Origin of the sequence: Rhodopseudomonas sp. AAP120 (genome assembly GCF_001295845.1) — a bacterium.
Classification (GTDB): Bacteria; Pseudomonadota; Alphaproteobacteria; order Rhizobiales; family Xanthobacteraceae; genus Rhodopseudomonas.
This window is the reverse complement of record NZ_LJIC01000188.1, coordinates 21280-27279: the sequence shown is the minus strand read 5'-3', so window position 1 is coordinate 27279 and position 6000 is coordinate 21280. Positions and strand designations below refer to the sequence as shown.

General features: G+C 67.3%; 6 protein-coding genes. 1 reads left to right on the top strand and 5 read right to left on the bottom strand.

Annotated elements, in window-relative coordinates; all coding sequences use genetic code 11:
• Positions 1-126: 126 nt before the first annotated feature.
• Genes IP86_RS25295 through iorA form a run of 5 tightly spaced genes read right to left on the bottom strand, consistent with a single transcriptional unit; the run spans position 127 to position 5453 of the window.
• Positions 127-684, bottom strand: coding sequence for a 2-oxoacid:acceptor oxidoreductase family protein (locus tag IP86_RS25295; RefSeq protein ID WP_054165205.1), 558 nt, complete (start codon positions 682-684; stop codon positions 127-129).
• 12 nt (positions 685-696) lie between these two features.
• Entirely contained in the window at positions 697-1527 is an 831-nt protein-coding gene (locus tag IP86_RS25290; RefSeq protein ID WP_054165204.1) for a thiamine pyrophosphate-dependent enzyme, read from the bottom strand.
• Position 1528: 1 nt separating this feature from the next.
• Positions 1529-2689, bottom strand: a complete 1161-nt coding sequence (locus tag IP86_RS25285; protein WP_054165203.1) for a 2-oxoacid:acceptor oxidoreductase subunit alpha — start codon at positions 2687-2689, stop codon at positions 1529-1531.
• Positions 2686-3633 carry a 2-oxoacid:acceptor oxidoreductase family protein gene (locus tag IP86_RS25280; RefSeq protein ID WP_054165202.1) on the bottom strand — a complete coding sequence of 316 codons (948 nt, stop codon included), beginning with the start codon at positions 3631-3633 and terminating at the stop codon, positions 2686-2688. The genes IP86_RS25285 and IP86_RS25280 overlap by 4 nt, the downstream gene beginning before the upstream one ends.
• Complete coding sequence (gene iorA, locus IP86_RS25275; RefSeq protein WP_054165201.1) at positions 3630-5453, bottom strand: indolepyruvate ferredoxin oxidoreductase subunit alpha; 1824 nt, start codon at positions 5451-5453, stop codon at positions 3630-3632. The genes IP86_RS25280 and iorA overlap by 4 nt, the downstream gene beginning before the upstream one ends.
• 258 nt (positions 5454-5711) lie before the next feature.
• Here iorA and IP86_RS25270 point away from each other — a divergent pair, with 258 nt between their 5' ends.
• Complete coding sequence (locus IP86_RS25270) at positions 5712-5978, top strand: hypothetical protein (RefSeq protein ID WP_054165200.1); 267 nt, start codon at positions 5712-5714, stop codon at positions 5976-5978.
• Positions 5979-6000: the final 22 nt, after the last annotated feature.

Sequence of the window (6000 nt, the reverse complement as noted above, 5' to 3'; positions counted from 1 at the left end):
ACGCAGGCACTGACTCTCGACTGCGCGGAGGCGCCCCCTCACCCGCCCGGCTTCGCTGCGCTACGCCGGTCGACCTCTCCCCGCACGCGGGGAGAGGTTGGCGCAGTGCTTGGGGAGAAGCCAATGTCACGACGCCGCCGCGACGGCGGGGGCCTTGGCTAGCTCGTAGCCGGCCGCGAGCGCGTCCATGTTGAGGTCGAGGAATCCGCGCGGCGAGCTTGCGCGCACCACCTGCTCGACCGACTTGCGCTTGCACAGCGCGGTCATCTCGATAAGTGCGCCGAGCGCCACGATATTGGTGACGCGCTCGCTGCCGAGTTCGATGGCGGTGCGGCTGAGCGGCAGCGAGAAGGCTTTGCCGGCGCCGTCCGGCAGCTCCGGGCACAGCCGGCTGTCCGCAATCACCAACGCGCCCGCCTTCAACTTCGGCCAGGACGGCTTCACCGCAATCTTGTCGAGCAGCACCAAGTAATCGAACGCCACAGGCAGCGGGTAGTCGACCTCGCCGGAGGCCACCACCAGGTCGGCGTTGCAGAAGCCGCCGCGCGAGGTCGGTTCGTAGGTCTGCGACTGCGCGACGTGGCGGCCTTCCAACGCCAGCGCATCGGCGAGCAGCTTGGCGCTGAGCACGAGGCCCTGCCCGCCGGTGCCGCCGAAACGCAGTTCGATCCGGGATTTGGGCATCACGGGCTCCTGTTACTTGGCAGCGCGCGCGGCTGCCGCCGCACGCAGCGCGGCGCCGTATTCGGGCCGCGCGTTGCGGGCGAGCACGCCGGTCGGCAAATCGGTGGAGCGGAACGGCTCGTCGACACTGTCGCGATACGCGCTAGGCCGCATGTCGCTCTTCTGCCGCATCACCATTTCGGACGACGAGCCCATGTCGTTCTTGCGGCCGTAGACCTCGGTGCAGTCGGACAGCACCTCGATGAAGGCGAAGCCGGGATGCTGCAGCCCGTCCTTGATCAGTTCCTTCATCTTCGGCACGTGCCGCGTCACCTCGCGGCCGACGAAGCCGGCGCCGGCGGCGATCGCCAGCGCGCAGGCGTCGAAATTCGGCTCGGTGTTGCCGTGCGGCGTCGTCGTGGTCAGCCGCGTCTCGGAGGTGGTTGGCGACACCTGGCCGCCGGTCATGCCGTAGATCTCGTTGTTGAGCATCAGGCAGGTCAGCTTCAGATTGCGCCGACAGGCGTGGATCAGATGATTGCCGCCGATTGCCAGGCAATCGCCGTCGCCGGTGATCACCACGACATGAAGGTCCGGCCGCGCCAGAGCCAGGCCCGTCGCGTAGGCCAGCGGGCGGCCGTGGGTGGTATGGAAGGTGTTGGCGTCGATATAGGCCGACAGCCGACCGGCGCAGCCGATGCCGGACACCACGGCGAGCTTGTCGCGATCGATCTTGAGTTCGTGCAGCGCCCACAGCAGCGCGCGCAGCGCCATGCCGTGGCCGCAGCCGGGGCACAGGAAGTGCGGCATCATCTCCTTGCGGAGATAGTCGCGGACGTCGAAATGCGGCGCGTCACGAAACATCTCAGACCTCCGTGGCGAGCTTGGTGGCGCTAGCTGCGATCTGCGCCGGCGTGATCGGCTCGCCGCTGATCAAATGCAGGCCCTCGACGCGGCGATCGCGGAGCAGCCGCTCGATCTCGAGCCGGAGCTGGCCGATGTTGAGTTCGGGCACCAGGATCGCCTTGGCGGACTTGGTCGCCTCGCGCAGCGCGATCTCCGGGAATGGCCACAGCGTGATCGGCCTGAACAGCCCGACCTTGTGGCCCTCGGCGCGGCAGGCATCGACCGCGCGCCGAGCGGCACGGGCGCTGATGCCGAGCGCGACGATCACCACCTCGGCGTCCTCGCAGCGCACCGCTTCAAAGCTGTCGATCAGATCGCGGAAGTGATCGAGCTTGGCGTAGAGCCGGCCGAGATTGCGCGTCACCGTTTCCGAATCTTGCGAGGGGAAGCCACTCTCGCTGTGGGTCAGGCCGGTGGTGTGGGTGCGATAGCCGTCGCCGGGCCGCGGCATCGGTGGCACGCCGTCAACGCCCGCCGCGTACGGCTTGTAGGTCTCGCGCGGGCCGCTCGCCCATTTGCGGGTGGCGTGCACCAGCGGCCGGCCACCAAGCGCCACCGTCTCGGATGACTGCGCGATCACCTGGTCGTACAGCAGGATCACCGGTGTGCGACAAGTCTCGGCGAGATCGAACGCCCGAATGGTTTCGTCGTAGATCTCGCGCGCCGACGCGGGCGCCAGCACGATGATCGGGTAGTCGCCGTGGCTGCCATAACGCGTCTGATAGATGTCGGCCTGCGACGGCCGCGTCGGCATGCCGGTCGAGGGACCGCCGCGCATCACGTTGACGACAACGCAGGGAATTTCCGCGCCGGCGGCGTAGCCGAGGTTCTCCTGCTTCAGCGAGAAGCCGGGGCCCGACGTCGCGGTCAGCGCCTTGACGCCGCCCATCGAGGCGCCGACCACAGCGGCCATCGCGGCGATCTCGTCTTCCATCTGAATGAACACGCCGCCGGCCTTCGGCAGCAGCACCGACAGCCGCTCGGCGATCTCGGATGACGGCGTGATCGGATAGCCGGCGAAGAAGGTGCAGCCGGCGTCGATCGCGCCCTGGGCGCAGGCGGCGTTGCCGGAGAGCAGCTTGGCGGCGGGCTTGGCGTGCGAACGATCGGGCGCGTTCATCGCGCGGCCTCCATCACCGCGGCTTCAGTGTCGAGATGGACCCGGATCGCGAAATCCGGACATAGCCATTCGCAGAGCCGGCAGCCGGTGCATTTCTCCGGCGCCGTCATGGTGGCGATGCGGTCGGCGTTCAGCGTCAGGCAGCGCTCGGGGCACAGCTTGACGCAGATCTCACAGCTCTTGCACCACGCCTCGGTGATCTCCAGCCGCGCCGTATAGGGCGTATGCGTCGGCGCCGGCGTCGCCGCGGCATCGCCGGCCGGCGGCGCTCTCTTGGCCTCGGCGATCCAATTGCGGCCGAGCTCGAACGCCGCGGTGTTCACCGCGATGGTCTTCTTCGGCACGAAGCTGGTGACCGTCCGCTCCCATTCCGGCAGCGAGAAGTCCAACACGGTCGATAGCGCGCCGAGCAGCACGACGTTGGCGGCGCGGTCGTTGCCGAGGTCTTCGGCCATCCGCGTCGCGTCGATCGCATAGGCTTCGGAGACGTAGGCGGAGACCTGCTCGGCGGTTTCGGTCGAATAGCGCATCTTGGCTCCGAGCTTGCGGTTGAGGCAGGCGAACGGCGGCACAATGCGCTTGGTGTCGCAAATGAACACGCCGGTGTCGCGCTTGAGATGCGGCAGCCAGCGCAGGCCCTCGGCCCATTCCAGCGCGATCAGCACGTCGGCTTCGCCCTTGGCGATCGTCGGCGACCACACTTTCGGCCCGAAGCGGACGTGGCTGAACACGGTGCCGCCACGCTTGGCCATGCCATGGACTTCGCTCTGCTTGACCTCGAAGCCGTGCGCCTGCGCCAGCGACGCCAGCACCTTCGACACCATGATGACGCCCTGCCCGCCGACGCCGACGATCAGCACGTTGAACGGCTCGGCCAGCGCCGCATTGAAGGCGACCGGCTCGCTGTCAGCGTTGAGGGCCGCGACCTTGCTCTGCTCGTTCATGGCGTCACCGGAGGCGTTGCGATCTTGATGCAGTCGATGGTGCAGACCTGGGCGCACAGCGTGCAGCCGATGCACAGCGCCGGATCAATCTTCACCCGGTGCCGCCCCTCGAACCATTCGTCGCTCCAGGTCAGCGCCGGGCAGCCGAGATTCATGCAGGACTGGCAGGCGGTGCACTGGCCGGCGTTGATCTCCAGCGGCGGCCCCTTGATCTTGATCGGGTCGAGCACACAGGGCCGGTTCGAAATCAGCACCGCCACGCCGCGAAAAGCGATGGCCTCGCGCAGCGCCTGATGAGTGGCGGCGAGGTCGTAGCTGTCGACCGTCTTGACCCACTGCACGCCGCAGGCGCGGATCAGCGCCTTGTAGTTGATCTGCGGCGCCGGCTCGCCGCGCAGGGTCTTGCCCGTGCCGGGATGCTGCTGGCCGCCGGTCATCGCGGTGATGTGGTTGTCCAGCAGCATCACGGCGATGTTGGCCTGATTGTAGACCGCATCGATCAGCGCCGGGATGCCGGCGTGCAGGAAGGTCGAGTCGCCGATGGTGGCGACGATCGGCTTGATCTCGCCGGCCTTGGCCATGCCGATCGCATTGCCGATCGACGAGCCCATCGCCACGCAGGTGTCGATGCCGCGCAGCGGATCGAGCACCGCCAGCGTGTAGCAGCCGATATCGCCGGCGACGCGGGCGCCGGAGGCGCGCACCGCCATGAAACTCGATGTGTGCGGGCAGCCGGCGCACAGCACCGGCGGCCGCACCACCGGCTCCGGCACCCAGGCGTTCTGCGACGGCGGCGCCGGCAGAATGCCGGCCTGTACCAGCCCGGCGCGCACCACTTCCGGCGAAAACTCGCCGGCGCGCGGGAAGAACCGCTTGCCCTCGACCTTGATGCCGAGCGCCGCGATCTCCTTCTCGATGATCGGCTCCAGCTCCTCGACCACGAACACGCGCTCGACCGAGCCGCAGAAGTCGCGCAGCAATTGCTCTGGCAGTGGCCAGGAGGCGCCGAGCTTCAGCACGGTGGCGTTCGGCAGCACCTCGCGGACGTAAGGATAGCAGGTGCCGGCCGTGACGATGCCGAAGCTGGGATCGCCCTTTTCCCATTGGGTGATGCCGGAGACCGCGAAGTAATCTTTCAGCTTGGCCTCGCGCTCCAGCACGGCGACGTGGCGGCCGCGGGCATGCGCCGGGATCATCACGTTCTTCGACGGCTTCTCCAGGAACACCCGCGGCGGCACCTCGCAGCGCAGCCCGACAGACACCGTGCTACGGGTGTGCGACAGACGCGTGGTGCTGCGCACGATCACCGGGGTGTCGAACTGCTCGGAGATATCGAACGCAAGCTTGGTGAAGTCGTAGGCCTCCTGCGCGTCGCTCGGCTCAAGGATCGGCAGCGTGCCGAGCAGGCCGTAGATCCGGCTGTCCTGCTCGTTCTGCGAGGAGTGGATGCCGGGGTCGTCGCAGACGATCAGCACCAGCCCGCCATTGACGCCGATATAGGCGAACGACATCAGCGCGTCCGCAGCGACGTTGAGGCCGACATGCTTCATCGCGCACAGCGCGCGCGAACCTGCGAACGATGCGCCGATCGCGACGTCGAGCGCGACCTTCTCATTGGTCGACCATTGCGCGTGCAGGTCTTCGGCCGGATAAGTGCCGAGGTTCTCGAGGATCTCGGTGCTCGGCGTGCCCGGATAGGCGGCGGCGACACGAACGCCGGCTTCCCACGCGGCGCGAGCGATCGCCTCGTTACCGGTGAGCGGGCGCAGCTCCTTCGGCTCGCCCTTCAGCGCCGTCGCGGCTTGCCAAGGTGTATGCATCGAGAGCCCCCCAAGCGCACGCCACCGCGGCGATTAGAACTGCTGTAAAGGGGCCCTGTTTCCCAAATTTACCTTCTGTCGTATTTGCGCTAAGTCAACGGGCACGCTGATCATGATGCTCACTACGACCACGGACTAATCGTGCACGACGATTATTTGTGGTGAGTGTCATCAGTGCACTGCAGCGCAGCTCCGTGCTAATCAGGAATCGATCGCAACGCGATCGCACAGTTGAACTTTGGTTGTGGTGAGGACGCAATGACGACGGTCCCCGACAAACATGTCGAAGCCCGCATGGCCCGGATCGAGGCCGCCGTGCAGCGGATGCAGCTGTTCATCGTGATGGTGGTCGGCATCGCGGCGATCCTGTGGTGCCTCGATCTCGCGGTGCGGCTCAACCCCGACCCCGACTCGGCCGCGTGGTTTTATGGCGGCCAAGCGCTCGCGGCGCTGATAGGGATGGCGATCGCGTTCGCGGCCGCCAAGCTGATCGGCTATCCGCTGCAGGTGCTGCAGCGCGCGTAGTGGGCCGCTTGCCACGCCCCGC